Annotated in this window: 16 protein-coding genes and 2 tRNA genes; 12 read left to right on the forward strand and 6 right to left on the reverse strand. The window is 58.9% G+C overall.

Translation table 11 applies throughout. The annotated features are described in order from the left end of the window. Positions 1–120: 120 nt before the first annotated feature. Both J2S31_RS12400 and J2S31_RS12405 read right to left on the reverse strand, forming a co-directional pair. Positions 121–197, reverse strand: a tRNA-Asp gene (locus tag J2S31_RS12400). 134 nt (positions 198–331) lie between these two features. Then, positions 332–407 (reverse strand) — tRNA-Val (locus tag J2S31_RS12405). A 352-nt stretch (positions 408–759) separates the two neighbouring features. Here J2S31_RS12405 and J2S31_RS12410 point away from each other — a divergent pair. The 12 genes from J2S31_RS12410 (at position 760) to J2S31_RS12465 (ending at position 11,728) form a co-directional block, all read left to right on the forward strand. After that, positions 760–2,166, forward strand: coding sequence for a diguanylate cyclase domain-containing protein (locus J2S31_RS12410; protein ID WP_237099409.1), 1,407 nt, complete (start codon positions 760–762; stop codon positions 2,164–2,166). Continuing rightward, entirely contained in the window at positions 2,159–3,199 is a 1,041-nt protein-coding gene (locus J2S31_RS12415) for a rod shape-determining protein (protein WP_237099410.1), read from the forward strand. The genes J2S31_RS12410 and J2S31_RS12415 overlap by 8 nt, the downstream gene beginning before the upstream one ends. 54 nt (positions 3,200–3,253) lie before the next feature. Then, the gene (locus J2S31_RS12420) at positions 3,254–3,601 is read left to right on the forward strand and encodes a hypothetical protein (RefSeq protein ID WP_237099411.1); all 348 of its coding nucleotides are present in this window, start codon (positions 3,254–3,256) and stop codon (positions 3,599–3,601) included. Next, on the forward strand, positions 3,595–3,894 hold the full coding sequence (locus J2S31_RS12425) for a 2Fe-2S iron-sulfur cluster-binding protein (protein WP_237099412.1): 300 nt from the start codon (positions 3,595–3,597) through the stop codon (positions 3,892–3,894). The genes J2S31_RS12420 and J2S31_RS12425 overlap by 7 nt, the downstream gene beginning before the upstream one ends. A 116-nt stretch (positions 3,895–4,010) precedes the next feature. Continuing rightward, positions 4,011–4,466 (forward strand): Mov34/MPN/PAD-1 family protein, encoded by a 456-nt coding sequence (locus tag J2S31_RS12430; RefSeq protein WP_237099413.1) that lies wholly within the window; start codon positions 4,011–4,013, stop codon positions 4,464–4,466. A gap of 49 nt (positions 4,467–4,515) precedes the next feature. Next, positions 4,516–4,770 (forward strand): YfhL family 4Fe-4S dicluster ferredoxin, encoded by a 255-nt coding sequence (locus J2S31_RS12435; RefSeq protein WP_237099414.1) that lies wholly within the window; start codon positions 4,516–4,518, stop codon positions 4,768–4,770. Between the two features lie 59 nt (positions 4,771–4,829). Further along, positions 4,830–5,051, forward strand: a complete 222-nt coding sequence (locus J2S31_RS12440; protein ID WP_005008039.1) for a NifU family protein — start codon at positions 4,830–4,832, stop codon at positions 5,049–5,051. A gap of 46 nt (positions 5,052–5,097) precedes the next feature. Further along, positions 5,098–5,691, forward strand: coding sequence for a peroxiredoxin family protein (locus J2S31_RS12445; RefSeq protein ID WP_237099415.1), 594 nt, complete (start codon positions 5,098–5,100; stop codon positions 5,689–5,691). Between the two features lie 28 nt (positions 5,692–5,719). Next, a complete protein-coding gene (locus J2S31_RS12450; RefSeq protein WP_237099416.1) occupies positions 5,720–7,513 on the forward strand; it encodes an SUMF1/EgtB/PvdO family nonheme iron enzyme in 1,794 nt (597 codons plus the stop codon). 86 nt (positions 7,514–7,599) lie between these two features. Beyond that, the gene (locus J2S31_RS12455) at positions 7,600–8,082 is read left to right on the forward strand and encodes a hypothetical protein (RefSeq protein WP_237099417.1); all 483 of its coding nucleotides are present in this window, start codon (positions 7,600–7,602) and stop codon (positions 8,080–8,082) included. Between the two features lie 350 nt (positions 8,083–8,432). Further along, positions 8,433–11,015, forward strand: a complete 2,583-nt coding sequence (locus J2S31_RS12460) for an ATP-binding protein (RefSeq protein WP_237099418.1) — start codon at positions 8,433–8,435, stop codon at positions 11,013–11,015. Between the two features lie 152 nt (positions 11,016–11,167). Then, on the forward strand, positions 11,168–11,728 hold the full coding sequence (locus tag J2S31_RS12465) for a GNAT family N-acetyltransferase (protein WP_237099419.1): 561 nt from the start codon (positions 11,168–11,170) through the stop codon (positions 11,726–11,728). An 18-nt stretch (positions 11,729–11,746) separates the two neighbouring features. Here J2S31_RS12465 and J2S31_RS12470 read toward each other — a convergent pair whose 3' ends face one another. The 4 genes from J2S31_RS12470 to dapA form a co-directional block, all read right to left on the reverse strand. Further along, positions 11,747–12,469, reverse strand: coding sequence for a formylglycine-generating enzyme family protein (locus J2S31_RS12470; protein ID WP_237099420.1), 723 nt, complete (start codon positions 12,467–12,469; stop codon positions 11,747–11,749). Next, positions 12,469–13,233, reverse strand: coding sequence for a molybdopterin-dependent oxidoreductase (locus J2S31_RS12475; RefSeq protein WP_237099421.1), 765 nt, complete (start codon positions 13,231–13,233; stop codon positions 12,469–12,471). The genes J2S31_RS12470 and J2S31_RS12475 overlap by 1 nt, the downstream gene beginning before the upstream one ends. A 17-nt stretch (positions 13,234–13,250) precedes the next feature. Continuing rightward, entirely contained in the window at positions 13,251–14,057 is an 807-nt protein-coding gene (gene dapB, locus J2S31_RS12480; protein ID WP_272908816.1) for a 4-hydroxy-tetrahydrodipicolinate reductase, read from the reverse strand. Positions 14,058–14,147: 90 nt separating this feature from the next. After that, positions 14,148–15,026, reverse strand: coding sequence for a 4-hydroxy-tetrahydrodipicolinate synthase (dapA, locus tag J2S31_RS12485; protein ID WP_371831655.1), 879 nt, complete (start codon positions 15,024–15,026; stop codon positions 14,148–14,150). Positions 15,027–15,047 lie beyond the last annotated feature (21 nt).

The raw sequence follows: 15,047 nt of genomic DNA on the forward strand, positions 1-15,047 counted from the left end.
TGAAAAGGGCAAGGGAGCAAGCCCGCTGTCCGTCACCAAAACGCGGGCAAAAAAAATCGCCCGATTCGTCAACTGAAAATCGGGCGGTCCCTGCGGCCGTAGCAACGGCTTACTGAAAAATGGCGGGGCCGACGAGACTCGAACTCGCGACCTCCGGCGTGACAGGCCGGCGTTCTAACCAACTGAACTACGACCCCGCTCTGGTGTCGTGGGGGACGGGCCTCGTCCCCGGGTACTGCATGTCACATCAATCCGGTGGCGGAAAAAAAAGGCGGCGGAAGGTGAATTCGGCACCCTTTTCCGGCCACCATGCCGGATTGCAAAGAAAAAATGGTGGGCTGAACAGGGCTCGAACCTGTGACCCTCGGCTTGTAAGGCCGATGCTCTCCCAGCTGAGCTATCAGCCCACGCTATGTTCCGGAATCATAACAAAAAATCCGTACAAGAGGCTAGGAGTATATTCACCCCTTCGAATTCTGTCAAGGTAATTGAATGGCCGGCAGGCGAAGCGCGCCGGGCGGCCGCGCCCGCCGTTTTGGCAAAACAATTGACACCCCCGCAGGTGGGCTTTAAAATATTTATTTTAAATGGGTTATTACAATCTCCGGGGACCGCTTGAAGCCGCAGGCACCTCCCCGAACCTGCTCTCTCTGCCCGTGGATCGCTCTGGAAATTGTGGTTTCCCGTACCCGGCAGGGTAGAGAACCGCAAATCACATGTGGCGGCGCGTCACGACGCCGCCGGGAACAAACCTGCGTCATGGCCACCGACAATCCGCTGAACAACCTGATGGACATCATCTGCAACCTCGCCGATGCCTACACGGCAGCGTTGTTCGTCCTTCAGCCGGATGCGGAAACGCTGACCCTCCGCGCACATCAGTCACTCAGCGCGCAGATCAAAAGCGACGCGTCGTTCAAGATCGGGCAGGGCCTGCTGGGCCGCTCCGCGTTCGATCTGAAACCGCTGGCGAAGGATTTCTCCCACGAAACCGCACCGAAGCTGGAACTGTACCGCAGGAAGGAAGATTTGAAATCGCTGTGGGTGATTCCGCTGGTGGACGACGACACGTTGAAAGGGATTCTGTACATCGATTCGAAAGAGCAGTACCACGTGCCCACCAAGGTGCAGAAGATGATGACGCCGCTCATGAACCAGGTCCTGTGGCACCTGGAGCAGGAAACCGCACCGGTTTCGTTTGCCGGCGAGCCGGCGGACTTTGCGGCGCTCCTCAAATGGTGCCGTTTTCTGGCGGAGTCGCCGGACCTGCGGGCGTTGAGTGAACGCTTCGTGCACATCCCGAAAAACATCATGCAGATGGACGCCCTCGCCGTGGTGTGGTTCGACGAAAACGGCGACGGGCGCCTCGCCGCCTCGCGCGGGTGGGGTGCGGGTCTCAAGGACCTGCCGCTGGACCTCGGCACGGGGATCTGCGGGCAGACGGCAAAGTCGGCCAGCCCCGTATTGATCGGCGACACCAAGAACCGGCCGTTCGTCCTGTTCGCCAAAAACGAAAACGTCGGCACGTTTGCGTCGCTCCTCGCCGTGCCCATGAACCCCAAGCGCCATCCCACCGGCGTGGTGCTGTGCGCCACCCAGAGGGTGGGTGGCCTGCAACCGGTGGACCTGGGACGGCTGTTGTGGATGACCACCTTCGCCCTGCAATCCCCGGCGCTGGGTGCGGCGGAAAAAGAAGACACTGCGGCGCCGCGGTCCCTGCACACGCCGTATTTCGCCGCCGTGCAGGCGGTCAGCGTGGAAGACGAAATTTTCAGTCCCGACCGCACAATCAGCATGCTGAGCGTTCACTTCACCAACCTCGATGTGCTGGCGCGCAAGCAGGGGTTTGAAGCCAGCGAGACCATATTGAACGAAGCCGCCACGCGCCTGGCCGCGGTCCTGCCCCAGCCGAAGCTGGTTTTCAAGGCGGGGGAGACCACGCTGGCCGCGCTTCTGGTCAACGTGACCGGCGAGCAGGCGCTGGCGCTGGAGCCGGAAATCCAGCAGGCGCTGGGCGACCCCGCCTTTGCCTGTGGCGACACCCTGTACTGCCCGGAACTGGAGTTCGGCGTCTCCGCCTACCCCGAGGATGGCGATCACCTGACCGCACTGCTGGTGTCTTCCCTCACCCGCATCACCCCCACCGGAGGCAACGTGCATGCCTAGTTTATGGAGTCACCTCGTCAACCTGTTCACCTCGGACATCGCCATGGACCTGGGCACGGCGAACACGCTGATGTACGTGCGCAACCAGGGCATCCTGCTCAACGAGCCGTCGATCGTCGCCGTCAGCAACAACGGCGTCGGCGTTCAGCGTGTGGAAGCGGTGGGCCTGGAAGCCAAGCGCATGTACGGCCGGACCCACGCCAAGCTGCAGGCCATCCGCCCGATGAAAGACGGCGTCATCGCCGACTTCGAGATCACCAACAAAATGATTTCGTATTTCATCAAAAAGGTGCTGACGCATTACCGGCTGGTGAAACCGCGCATGGTGGTGGGCATCCCGACCTGCATCACGCAGGTGGAAAAGAAAGCCGTCATCGACGCCGCGCTTCTGTCCGGCGTGCGCGAGGTGTACCTGGTGGAAGAACCCATGGCGGCGGCCATCGGCGTCGGCATCCCCGTGCATCTGCCGGAAGGCAACATGGTGATCGACATCGGCGGCGGCACCTCGGACGTTGCCGTCACCTGCCTGTCCTCCATCGCGTATGGCGAGTCCATCCGGCTGGGCGGCGACGAGATGGACGAAGCCATCCAACGCTACATGCGCATCCAGCATCATCTCAACGTCGGTATCTTCGAAGCCGAGCGCGTGAAGATCGCCGTCGGCAGTGCATACCCCCAACCGAAACCGCTGACCACGCAGATGCGCGGCCTGAACGTGAAGACCGGCGTGCCGACCTCCATCCTGGTCAATGATGAGGAAATCCGCGAAGCGTTGAAGGAACCGCTGGGGGCCATCACCGGCGCGGTGCTGAGGGCGCTGGAGAAAACCCCGCCGGAACTCTCCGGCGACATCTACACCAACGGCCTGTACCTGACCGGCGGCGGCGCCTTGATCCGCGGCCTCAACAAACTGCTCGAAGAAACCACCAGCCTCAAAGTCAACCAGCCGGAGGACCCTCTGCTCAGCATCGTGAAGGGCGCGGGAAAGGTCATCGACCAGTTCCGCGAGCTGAGAAAAGTTTGCATCAATTGAACCCCGTTTGGTATACAATGGCCTCGAAACTGCTGAAAAACAGCGAGATCGTTGATGACTGACCAGACCCCGGATTCCTCGGACACCCATTCCTGCTTCCAGTGCGGCACGAATGTAGACAGCCTGCCGACGACCATCGAATACGAAGGTCAGGACGTGCATGTGTTCAACCCCGTGGTGTGCCGGACCTGTCTGCTTTCGATCTGCGAGGCCTACTCCGTGGAATGCGCCAATTGCGGCGGCAAAATCCCCCCGTACACCCAGGTCGGGGTGCTGAAAGCCGACAACGGCGAACGCCAGTACGTGCACATGACCGTCGCCTGCACGACGGTGGGCAGTGCCTTTCACGGGTACTTGGGTAAAGGACAACTGGGAGATTTCGTACAGGTGGAAGCATGCTGACCGTTCATTTTGAAAAACAGAACCGCACCATCCAGGTAGAGCCCGGCACCAATCTGCGGGAAGCCGCGATCGCCAACAAAATCGGCATCTACCAGCATATATTCAAGATTCTCAACTGCCGGGGACGCGGCCTGTGTTCGTCCTGCCGGGTGGAAATCGCGTCGGGAAACGTCGCGCCCCGAAACGAAGTGGAAGAGAACAACCTCAAAAAATCACTCACCATAAATCCCAACCTGCGGCTGGCCTGCCAGATCAAGGTGGAAGACAACCTGGTGGTCCGCTCGCACGTTTGAAAACGGTTGAGTCTGCACGGTTTAGAGCAACCGGGAGGGCTATCGACGGGCCCCGGCAACGTCCCAGAAATTCATTGACAAACCCCGATTTCGGGAACCAAAATAGGGGGTAAATCATGATCTCACTGGCCGCCGACAAGCTGGAAGATGCGCGCCAACATGCGCTCGATGAATACCCATACGAGTGCTGTGGAATCATCATCGGCAAGCCCGATACGGATAAAGAGGACATCCTTTTCCGGTGCACCAACATTCAGAACCAGTTGCACCAAAAGGACCCTCAAACGTTTGTGCGAGACGCACGCACCGCCTTTTACATCGACCCCAAGGAGTTGATGGCGATTTTGCGCGAGGCGGAACAGAAAAAGCTGGCGATCAAGTTGTTTTATCATTCCCATCCGGAGCACGACGCGTACTTCTCCGAGGAAGATAAGGCAATGGCCTTGTTCGACGGTCAGCCGACCTATCCCGAGGCCCGGTACCTGGTGATTTCTGTGTATAATAGGGAAATACGGGATCAGGCGTTCTTCGAATGGAACTCCGATTCCCAATCGTTTGAAAAACGGGGTTGACCCCCCGATTCACAAATAGCCTGTCTGACATTGGCGGAGGAGTAACACCATGGCTTTGATGATCACCGAGGATTGTGTCAACTGTGGAGTCTGTGAACCCGAATGCCCGAATGAAGCCATAGCCGAAGGCGACGAAATCTATATCATCGACTGGGAGCGGTGCACCGAGTGCGTGGGCTGGTACGAAGAGCCCCAGTGCGTGGAAGTGTGCCCGGTGGACTGCATTCCGAAGGATCCGGAACACGTGGAAACCGAAGAGGAGCTTCTCGAGAAGAAGAAAGCCCTCGTCGGCGACGAAGACTGATTTTCGGGTCCCCGCGACCCCAACTGTAACGACAAGGAACCGGAACCTTGGCTGATGAAATGAAAGATGAAGTGGAGTCCGTTCTCGACACCTTGCGGCCACAACTCATGCAGGACGGCGGCAACGTGGAGCTGGTGGACATCGAAGATGGAATCGTGAAACTGCGGCTGGTGGGTTCATGCAGTTCCTGTTCCAGTTCCACGATGACCCTGAAAATGGGCATCGAACGCGCCTTGAAAAAAGCCATTCCCATGGTACGCTGTATAGAGGCGGTTGAGTAATCAGATACGTACCGGGCCCTGCCCCGGTCATTCCGTTTCGTTGCGTATGCGTCAGGTAATTTCGACCCGGCCGCCGTGCCAGCCGGGTCGTTTTCATTTCAGGCACTTCTTTTTCGGGCTGGCGATTCTGCTGGCGGCGGGATTGCTGTTCGCGGCGACGGCGGTGGCGGATACCGAAACCACCCCCGCACCTCCATTCACTCTAAAATCCCTGGACGGCGGCAAGCGTTCGCTCCAGGATTACCGCGGACGCTACCTGCTCCTCAACTTCTGGGCCACCTGGTGCGGTCCGTGCAAAATAGAAATGCCTTCGCTGGAAGCCCTGCACCGCCGGTTTGAAGCGGCCAACCTGACCGTGCTCGGCGTCTCCAACGATCCCTTCGGCGAACGGGTGGTCGAACCGTTCATGAAGGCCTATGACCTGACGTTTCCCGTCCTGCTCGACCCCAACCAGGAAATCAGCAAACGGTATGGCGTGCACAGTCTGCCGACCACCTTTCTGATCGATCCCGAAGGCAGGATTCTGGGCGTGCTGGCCGGAGCGGAAGACTGGTCCAAGCCGGAGACCATCGCCTACTTCATGGACCTGCTGAACGTACAGAGGGGCACGCCGCGGAAAAGCTCCGCTTCCGTACCCTGATGCCGTTCCCTTACCACCGGACGTGACCGTGCGTGCATTCATCACACATCTGATCTGCATCCTGTGCCTCAGTGCCTGGCCCGCCTTCGCCCACGACGGCGACCGGCCGGACCGTCCGCTGGAAGGCGACATGGCGCACATTCCCGCCGGACAGTTCATCTTCGGCACCGACAAGGTGGACAAAACCGGAGACCTGCTGGCGGTCGGCGTGCCCAAGCCCCTGTACAAAGACGAACAACCCCAGCAGAAACCCTTTCTCAAAGGGTATTACATCGACCGCTACGAAGTGACGAACCGCCGCTACAAGCAGTATGTGGACGCACTTGGCGCGGTGCCGCCGGAATACTGGGAAAACGGCACCTACCCCGCGGGGGAGGACGACCTGCCGGTGGTCTGGGTTTCCTGGTACGACGCGGCCAACTTCTGCGGCTGGGCGGGCAAGCGTCTGCCCACGGAGAAGGAATGGGAACGCGCCGCGCGCGGAACGGAAGGACGCGAATACCCGTGGGGAAATGAGTTCGACGCCCAAAAAGCCCACCTGCCCAAAAACTCGCGCACCCGGTTGAAACTGCACAAGGTCGGCTCGCATCCGGAAGGCGCCACGCCTGAAGGTGTGCACGACCTGGTCGGCAACGTGTGGGAATGGGTGGCGGACGATTACAATGGATACAAAGGCAACGACAAACAACTGACCGGATTCGGGCAGGGACAAAAAGTTCTGCGCGGCCATTCGGCGGCCAATACCGGACATTTCCCCGGCGGCTTTTATGACATCGTATTAAAAGAGTTCGCCCGTGCGGGTTACCGGCAGTACACGCCGCCGGACTCGATGGGACCGGACGTGGGATTCCGCTGTGCCAGTAGTCACGCGCCCAAGCACTACAAGGAGACCACGCAGGCCGCATTTTCCAACACGCCATCGAGCAACAACGCGTCCGGCTCGAATCCTTTCGGCAACAGTAGCGACGCCTCGTCCGGCACAAACGGCGAAACGTCGTCCGACAGCGGCAGTCTGTTTTCCGCCAGCGCGTCCAATCCCTTTCAACCCGAATCCACCCTGCCGAAGGCCAACATTCTTCTGTTGAGCATCCTGTCCTTGCTGGCCGGGCTGTTCAGTTTTCTGTCTCCATGCACCCTGCCGATTTTGCCTGCGTACTTCGCCGTCACCGCGCAGACCACGCGGACGCGCATGACGCTCAACTCGTTCGCGTTTTTCTGCGGGCTGGCATCGCTGTTCATCCTGATGGGCGCGTCGGCGAGTTTTCTGGGAAGCCTGCTTCGCGACTACCTGTTTTCGCTGACCACCTGGGGCGGCGTTTTGGTTTTGATTTTCGGCGTGATGACGCTCTTCGGCAAAGGGTTTTCCGGCGCCACGTTTCAAAACGCACCGGCCTCCACCTTCATCGGCTATTTTCTGTTCGGCGCGACGTTCGCCATGGGTTGGACGCCTTGCGTGGGACCCATCCTCTCCGGCATCCTGATTCTTGCCGCATCGGAAAAAACCATCCTGCAGGGCATGACGCTGTTGTTCTTTTTCGCGGTGGGGCTGGGCATGCCGCTGGTCATCCTGTCCGCGTTTTGCAGTCATCTCAGCAAGGACAGCTGGTTCTGGCGCATGTTGCGCGGCAAGGGCTGGAACGTGCAGTTGGGCAATCGCACACTCCTTTTGCACTCGACCAATTTGTTCAGCGGCCTGTTGTTGATCGGCCTCGGCTACGCGTTGGCCGCGGGCTACCTGACCTACTTCAACAGCATGATCCCGATCGAACTGCAGATCTGGTTCAGCGGCTTCGAAGAAAAGGTGGTGGAATGGCTGTCGTGACCTGACGCCGGACGTTCATCTCAAACTCAATGCCCGTTCAAACCGTTAACACCAATTCCCGATCGCATTCTGGAGCGCCTATCCCGATGACCCAACGTTTTTTTCTGCTTGCACTGACGATGATCCTGTTGCTGACGGCGTGCACGCATGTCGAGTCCACCACACACAAGCGCTGGACCGAGCACCGCAACACCGTCTTCCTGAACCACCTGACTGAGAGCCACGACGCCCTTGCCGGGCCCGGCCTCAAACTGAAGCTGGCTCTGGAGGAGGAATTCCGCAATTCCCTGTACATCGTCGCCATCGAACCCGCAGACGCGCGGTGGGAGTTGAAGTTCAAAATCGACCGTTACGCGGAAGGAAGCCGTCTGGGACGGTTTTTCAGCTTCGGGCTGAGCGATTCGGCGGAAGCGCACCTGGTGGTTAAAATCGCGTTGATGGGAAAGCAGGGCATGCTGGGCGCGTGGGAGGTGCACACGCGGGTGAGCGGCGGCTTGCTGGGCGGCTCGGAACATCAATTGTATAAAATGGCGGCGAGGCAGATCCGCCAGCATCTGCGCGGGTACTGAAGCACCCGCGCCAAACCCTTGCCAAATTCTATTTTCTTGATTGCAATTTTATGATTCAATCGAGATTGGGAAGGGTTGCGCAAATGGGAGCCAGGGAGCCCTGAGTGCGATGATCCACCCCCTGGATGAAAGGAGGTGATCCATTGTCTAGTCACTGTACAATGGGAGCCTCCGGTTTGAAATGACCCAACCGGTCGTTTCTTCTGGAGACTCTCCAACAGGACTGAAAGCCCCACCTGCCCGGTGGGGCTTTCTTTTTGCCCGCGACCGATAAAAACTTCGCTTTTCGGATTTTATCTTTACAATGGTAAGGAAGACGAACACCATGAAGGAAAACGGCACGGGCGGTTATGAAATTCTGGAAAAAGATATCCCTCCGGCAAAAACTGATCGGCATCATCATGCTGACCAGTACGGTGGCTCTGCTGTTGGCGGTCACCGGGCTGAGCATCCACGATATTCTCACATTCCGCAACACACAGACCCGTGAGTTGACCGGGCTGGCACAGATCATAGGCGCGCACAGCACCGCATCCCTCCGATTTCAGGACTCCCAGACCGGAAACGAACTCCTGCAAGCGCTCAAAACGGACTCGCGCATTGTCGCCGCGGCGTTGTACGACAGACAGGGCAATTTGTTTGCCTATTACCACAGGCAGGGAAAGGGGCCGGAAACCTTTCCCAAACCGGTTCCCGGAAGCCCGGCGGAGCTCCACGAGGCAGATCATATAAACCTGTTTCACCCCATCACCGCAAACGGGGACCGCATCGGCACCCTGTACCTTCAGTCGGGCACCCATCTGCTCGACGAGCGGCTTCGGTATTACGGCATCGTGTCGGGTATCGTGTTTTTCCTGTCTCTCCTGGTATCGTTTCTGATTTCATCCCGCCTGCAACACACTGTCTCCTCTCCCATTCTCGATCTCGCGGAAACCATCAACCGCGTTTCCAAGGAACAGAATTTTTCCATCCGCGCGCAAAAAGACCGCGAAGACGAACTGGGGGTCCTCGTCAACCAGTTCAATGTCCTGTTGGAACAGATTCAGGAACGCGACCAGGCCCTTCTCCTGGCGCATGAGGAGCTGGAGGCAAAAGTCGAGGAGCGTACCTGCGATCTGCAACATGAAATCGAGGTGCGGGAAAAGTCGGAGAACGCACTGCGCGAAAGCGAACAGCGCCTGCAGAACGTGCTCGATTACGCCACGCCGGTGGTGTACATGAAGGACCTGAAGCGCCGCTTCCTGCTGGTCAACCACCAGTTCGTGAACCTGTTCGGGTTGACCAACGATCAGGTGCGCGGCAAAACCTCCGAGGAAATTTTTCCCCAGAACGTGCTGGATCAATTTTTCCTGAAGGAAGAAGACGTCCTGCGCATCGGCCAGTCCGTGGAGACCGAGGAACTGGTGGCCCAGAACAGCTCCACCGACACGTATCTTTCGGTCAAGTTTCCTCTTCATGATTCGAACGGCGAAATCTACGGCCTGTGTGGTCTGTGCACCAACATCACCGAACGCAAACAGTTTGAGGGACAGTTGCAACAGGCCAAAGTGGCGGCGGAAGCGGCCAACATGGCGAAGAGCACCTTCATCGCCAACATGAGCCATGAAATCCGCACGCCGCTCAACGCCATCCTGGGTTATTCACAGATCCTTCAACGCGACCAGCGCCTCGACCCGGAACAACGCAAGGCTGTGGAGACCATCATCTCGAGCGGCAACAACCTGCTGGCTCTCATCAGCGATATTCTCGATATCTCAAAAATCGAAGCAGGCCGCATGGAACTGCAACCGGCTCCCTTCAGCCTGGACATGCTTCTCGACCATCTCCTCGCCATGTTCAAACTGCGAAGCGAACAGAAGGGGCTGGAACTGGAAGTCACCCCGCTTCCGGAGGGAAAGGCCGTGGTGTATGGGGATGAAGCCAAGTTGAAGCAGGTGCTCATCAACCTCATCAGCAATGCGGTCAAATTCACCGACCAGGGCAAGATCATCATTTCCGTCACTCCCGAAAGCAACCACCACTATCGCTTTGAAGTCACCGACACCGGCCAGGGCATCCGCCCGGAAGATTTGCATTCCATCTTCGACCCGTTCCGGCAGGGAGCCCAGGGCATCAAGTCGGGCGGGACCGGCCTGGGGCTGGCCATCGCGCGCAAGCAGGTGATCCTGCTGGGGTCTGATTTGAAGGTGGAATCGGAAATCGGGCGGGGGACCCGCTTCCAATTCACCATCAAACTGCCGCCGCCGTTGAAAGAAGTGGAGCCGGCGGACGATGCGTTTCAGTTCGTGTCGCGGTTGGAAGAAGGCCAGCACATCACCGCTCTGGTCGCCGACGACGTCGAGGAAAACCGCGAGGTGCTGTGCCGGTTTCTGAAAAGCATCGGCATCCAGACCATCGAGGCGGAAGACGGGTTGGAAGCAGTGGAAAGGACGCGCGAGCACCTGCCCGACATCATATTCATGGACATTCGCATGCCCAAAATGGACGGCACCCGCGCCATTCAGGAAATCATCCGCGAATTCGGCAACGACCGCTTTAAGATCGTGGTCATCACCGCCTCCGCCCTGGAACACGAAATCGAGCGGTTCCTGCAACTGGGTTGCCACGACATCATCCTGAAACCGTTCCGCACGCAGGAGGTATTCAATTCCCTGCAAAAGCTCCTGGAGGTGAAATTCGAATACCGGCAGGTGGAAAAGCCCGCACCCCCTCCCGAAACTCCGGACGACTACTCCCACTTCGTGGTGCCACAGGAACTGCTCAAAGGCCTGCGGGACGCGGCAGAGTTCTACAACATCACCCAGCTCAAAAAATACCTCGAAGACCTGGAAGGCGACAGCCGCGAGCTGGCCATCCACCTGAAATCGTACGTCCAAACCTACGATATGGAAGGCATTCTCAAAATTCTCGACCAGGTGCAGGTTGAAAACTGATTATTATTTGCACTCTTAAATCCAATCTGCGCGGATATCGGATTACCCTGGTTGGCAAACCACATCCAGCCTTTATACTGGAAACAAGCCCATAACTTGAGAAACGGTGAACCGTGCGAGACGGAATCACAAGTCCAGGAACTGGCCAACCGGTGGGAAGCCGCATTGCTCCCTACCCCCACATGCAGGTGCTGGAGGGCGACATGGTCACCTTCAAGCGCTTCCGCTTTCTGGAGCCGGGACTGGTGAGCCTTTTGGACTCCAGTACGACCGCATTGGAAAACAACCATAAGGTACTGGTCCTCGTTTACAAAAACGATCCGTTGGGCTGTATCTCTCTCATTCATTTTCCCCGCCACGACGCGCAACAACGAGTGGTTTACAATGCGCGGCTGGACCTGGTGATCGTCGCCAACGGCTTTCGCGGCATGGGCATCGGCCGCTCGCTGATGCTCCTGGGCATAAGCTCCCTGCTGGAAACACTGGGAAGTTCCCTGCACTCGGTCATCGCCGCCACGCCGCACCCCGCGGTGGACCGGGTATTGCGGGGCCTGGAGTTCACCCTGCTTCCCGCGCAAGACGGGTCCCTGCAACGGATGCTGGATCTTCAAGGACTGGATCGGCCCGGCCTGCTCCACGTCGTTGGCGACAAAACCGACGAGTCGCTCAAGCGCATGCATCACAACCTGCGCCGGCTGGTGTTCAAAGTCTGAGCCCGCCCTTCCCGTTTTTCAAACGTCTTTCGCGCAACGAAACCCTAGAAAATTGTAACGCGCACCGGGGTCCATGTAATTGCGGTGCCAGGTGGGGGTGAAGTCGATCTTGAGGTGGCTCTGCAGAAGGCCGCCGCGGATCACCTTGAAGCGCCCCTGCTCCGATCCCGGCATGCCGTTGTAGTCGTAGTCGGTGGACGTCCATTCCCACACGTTGTGCCCCATGCCATACACGCCGTAGGGGCTGATCCATTCGGTCCGTTTGTCTACCGGCTCCGGTAAAAACCCGGAGAAGCCGTTATTCGGGTGCGGTTCAAAATTCAGCCACGCCCATTTTCTGCGATCGGTGCCGCGCGCCGCCTTTTCCCATTCCTGTTCGGTCGGCAGACGTTTGCCCTTCCACTCGCAAAACGCGCGGGCCTGTTCGTAATCCACCAGCACCTTGGGAAACTTGACGAGGCTGGAATCCACTTTGTAGGTGGAATCGAATTTACTGTATTCGCCGCGGGTCGCTTCAAACCGGTCGATGAGGTAAGCGGGGAGGTTCACACGCTTGCCGAGCGCGGTCTTGGGGTCGGAGGGATCGCCGAAGAAGAACTCACCTTCGGGAATGTAAACCATGTTTTCCGGAACGGTGACGCCCGGCGGCACGGTGACCTCGATCTGCTCCACGGAACTGTCGGAGCAGGCAGCCGCCATGCACCACACCAAACCCATCAGCAGGCCGCGTATCCGGATCATCAGCCTTTCCGTTGGATATCGGGCCGCTTGTCGAAGAAGTGAAACACCTCGCCGCCGTTGATGGGCAGGGGCTTTTTATTGAAGTCGAGGGGATGGTCGATGCCCGGCTGGATGGTGCCGTCCACCGAATACGGACCGAAATCGGCCCAGTAGTTGCGCTTGCGGTCGTCCGTAAACTCGATGCCGGTGATGTACTTGATGTTCTTGTAACCGTACTTGAACGGCGCGATGAGCCGCAGAGGGAACCCGTGGTTGGGAGAGAGCGCTGAGCCGTTCATGCGCAGGACCAGCAGCACGCGGTCACGGAGCAACTCGTCTATGGTGTAGCTTTCGTAATACGAATCCGCCGAGGAAAACGCCACGTACTTCGCTTCCGGCTTCGGCTTCACCTTCTCGATCAGCTCGCTGATGTGGAAGCCTTCCCACTCCGCCTTGGCCGACCAGCATTCCACGCACTTGAGGCGTGACGTCTGCTTGATCATCTTGAGCCCGAACAGGTCCTCGTACTGGAACACGGTGGGATTCTCCACCAGTCCCTTGACCGAAAGCACCCATTCGTTCATGTTGACGCCGGGAAACGGGTTGGCAGAGCGGATGAAAAATCCCGGCACGTCGCGGTTCTGGATGTAATGGGAGGGAAACCGTTCGTCGTTCTGGAACTGCACCGTGCCTTCCGACCGTCCGGGCCACAGGGCCGCCAGCGCCGAAAGCGAAAACGCTTTCAGGAACACGCGTCGGTCCAGTTTGAAATTCATGCCCGGCATGATGTGTTTCCTTTAAATCAATCGCGCAAACCCAGAACGTCCTGCATGTCGTACAGACCCGGCGGCTGGCTGACCACCCACTGCGCCGCGCGCACCGAACCGCGGGCGAACGTCTGGCGGCTCTGCGCCCGGTGGGACAGTTCCAGCGTCTCACCCATGCCGCCGAACATCACCCGGTGCTCACCGATGATGTCGCCCGCTCTCAGGGTGTGCACGCCGATCTCCTTTTCGCCGCGGCCGTCACTGAATCCCTTGCGCCCGTACACGCCGACCTCATCGAGGTTGCGCTCCAATGCGTCGGCGACGATCTCAGAGATGCGCACGGCGGTGCCGCTGGGCGCATCCTTTTTGAACTTGTGGTGCGCCTCGACGATTTCCACGTCGTACGCATCGCCCAGAACCCGCGCCACCTCACCCGCGATCTTGAACAGCACGTTGACGCCGATGCTCATGTTCGGCGCGAGCACGCAACGGATGCTTTTGGCGGCCTGTTCGATCTCGCGTTTCTGCCCGGCGGAAAATCCCGTGGTGCCGAACACCACCGCCTTGTTCTTCGCCGCCACCGCTTTCAACGTGGCCATGCTGACTTCCGGCAGGGTGAAGTCGATGATCACATCGCACGCATCGACAAGCGCATTCACATCGTCGGTGAGCGCCACGTTTTTCTTTGCCAGGCCGGCCAGTTCACCCAGGTCCCGGCCCAGGTCCGGATGACCTGCCGATTCCGTACCGCCGCCGAGTTCCACGCCTTCGGTGTCGTCGATGCTGGCGATGATGTTGCGTCCCATCCGGCCGGCGGCGCCGACCACACCCACTTTGATCAAGGTTCGTCTCCTGTTCGGGTTCTCAAGTCTATTGGACAATATCCTCCCACGGCTTTGCAAGCGCAATCCGGGAGGTGCGGGCCTGCGCCGTTAAAGGAGGGAGTACTGCTTCAGGGTGGCTTTCAGCCGGTCCATGTGTTCGTTGGACAGCTTCGCGAGCGGGAGGCGCAACTCGTCGGAAATCATGCCCATCAGCCACAACGCCGCCTTCACCGGCACCGGGTTGGTGTCCATGAACAAGGCGTCGTTGAGCGCCATCAGTTCGTAGTGCAATTTACGCGCGGTGTCCATATCGGCGTCGGCGGAGCTTTTACAGAGCGCCGCCATCTTTTCCGGCACCACGTTGGCGGTGACGGAGATGACGCCCTTGCCGCCGACGGCGAGAATCGGCCACAACAGGCCGTCGTCGCCGGAGAGCACGACGAAGTCATCGCCGCAACGCTCGATGATTTCGCTGATCTGCATCAGGTTGCCGGAGGCTTCCTTGATGCCGATGATGTTTTTGTTCTCCTTCGCCAGCCGCTCCACCGTGTGGGGAAGCATATTGACCGAGGTGCGACCCGGCACATTGTAGAGAATGATCGGCAGGCTCGTTTCCTTCGCCACGGCGGTGAAATGCTGGTACAGCCCTTCCTGCGAGGGCTTGTTGTAGTACGGCGTGATGAGAAGCGATCCGTCGGCGCCGATCTCCTCCGCGTGCCGGGTGAGCTCGATCGCCTCAGCGGTGGAGTTGGAGCCGGTTCCCGCGAGTACCGGGATTTTGCCTTTGCACACCTCGACCGCCTGCCGGATCACCTGGTGGTGCTCCTCATGGGTCAGGGTGGCGGACTCGCCGGTGGTGCCACAGGGCACCACGCCCTGCGTGCCGTGGTCGATATGGAACCGGAGCAGTTTCTCAAAAGCCTGCTCATCGACCTTGCCGTTTTTGAACGGCGTGGCGATGGCGACGAGGGAGCCTTCAAACATGATGATGGATTCCGTGAATTGGGG

Source organism: Nitrospina gracilis Nb-211, assembly GCF_021845525.1.
In the GTDB taxonomy this organism is placed as follows: domain Bacteria; phylum Nitrospinota; class Nitrospinia; order Nitrospinales; family Nitrospinaceae; genus Nitrospina; species Nitrospina gracilis_A.

What these genes read in the sequence shown, in the direction of transcription:
- J2S31_RS12410 (WP_237099409.1), top strand. Translation starts at nt 760, where the DNA reads ATGGCCACCGACAATCCGCTGAACAACCTGATGGACATCATCTGCAAC.
- J2S31_RS12415 (WP_237099410.1), top strand. Translation starts at nt 2,159, where the DNA reads ATGCCTAGTTTATGGAGTCACCTCGTCAACCTGTTCACCTCGGACATC.
- J2S31_RS12420 (WP_237099411.1), top strand. Translation starts at nt 3,254, where the DNA reads ATGACTGACCAGACCCCGGATTCCTCGGACACCCATTCCTGCTTCCAG.
- J2S31_RS12425 (WP_237099412.1), top strand. Translation starts at nt 3,595, where the DNA reads ATGCTGACCGTTCATTTTGAAAAACAGAACCGCACCATCCAGGTAGAG.
- J2S31_RS12430 (WP_237099413.1), top strand. Translation starts at nt 4,011, where the DNA reads ATGATCTCACTGGCCGCCGACAAGCTGGAAGATGCGCGCCAACATGCG.
- J2S31_RS12435 (WP_237099414.1), top strand. Translation starts at nt 4,516, where the DNA reads ATGGCTTTGATGATCACCGAGGATTGTGTCAACTGTGGAGTCTGTGAA.
- J2S31_RS12440 (WP_005008039.1), top strand. Translation starts at nt 4,830, where the DNA reads ATGAAAGATGAAGTGGAGTCCGTTCTCGACACCTTGCGGCCACAACTC.
- J2S31_RS12445 (WP_237099415.1), top strand. Translation starts at nt 5,098, where the DNA reads ATGCGTCAGGTAATTTCGACCCGGCCGCCGTGCCAGCCGGGTCGTTTT.
- J2S31_RS12455 (WP_237099417.1), top strand. Translation starts at nt 7,600, where the DNA reads ATGACCCAACGTTTTTTTCTGCTTGCACTGACGATGATCCTGTTGCTG.
- J2S31_RS12460 (WP_237099418.1), top strand. Translation starts at nt 8,433, where the DNA reads ATGAAATTCTGGAAAAAGATATCCCTCCGGCAAAAACTGATCGGCATC.
- J2S31_RS12470 (WP_237099420.1), bottom strand. Translation starts at nt 12,469, where the DNA reads ATGATCCGGATACGCGGCCTGCTGATGGGTTTGGTGTGGTGCATGGCG.
- J2S31_RS12475 (WP_237099421.1), bottom strand. Translation starts at nt 13,233, where the DNA reads ATGCCGGGCATGAATTTCAAACTGGACCGACGCGTGTTCCTGAAAGCG.